This is a genomic window from Arthrobacter sp. SIMBA_036, assembly GCF_046535135.1.
Taxonomy (GTDB): Bacteria; Actinomycetota; Actinomycetes; order Actinomycetales; family Micrococcaceae; genus Arthrobacter.
On the sequence record NZ_JAWRXG010000473.1, the window covers coordinates 1 to 235 of the forward strand.

The 235-nt window shown below is 57.0% G+C and carries 1 protein-coding gene; it reads left to right on the forward strand.

Features of this window, described 5'->3' with window-relative positions; translation table 11 throughout:
- Positions 1–11: 11 nt before the first annotated feature.
- On the forward strand, positions 12–235 hold a 224-nt coding region (locus SB659_RS20570; RefSeq protein ID WP_410551782.1), incomplete at its 3' end, for a hypothetical protein.

A 235-nucleotide genomic window follows, 5' to 3' on the forward strand; every position in this document is an offset into this window, starting at 1 on the left:
TGCGGGCCGCCATGGCTATCGAAAAGTCGGAGTTCGATGCACGCGTGCGGCTCGGCGAGGTCAAGGCTGCTGTCTTGGAGGCAATAGCGAAGCACAAGATTTGCGGCAAACTCCAAGCCTGTATTGATGCACTGGATACGCGCGGCATATCGAGGAAATCCACGGAACTGTCCCGGACGACGGCGAGTAAGGAGCTTGCAGACGCCCTGAACGAGGAACTCGAGAAGCTTAAAGT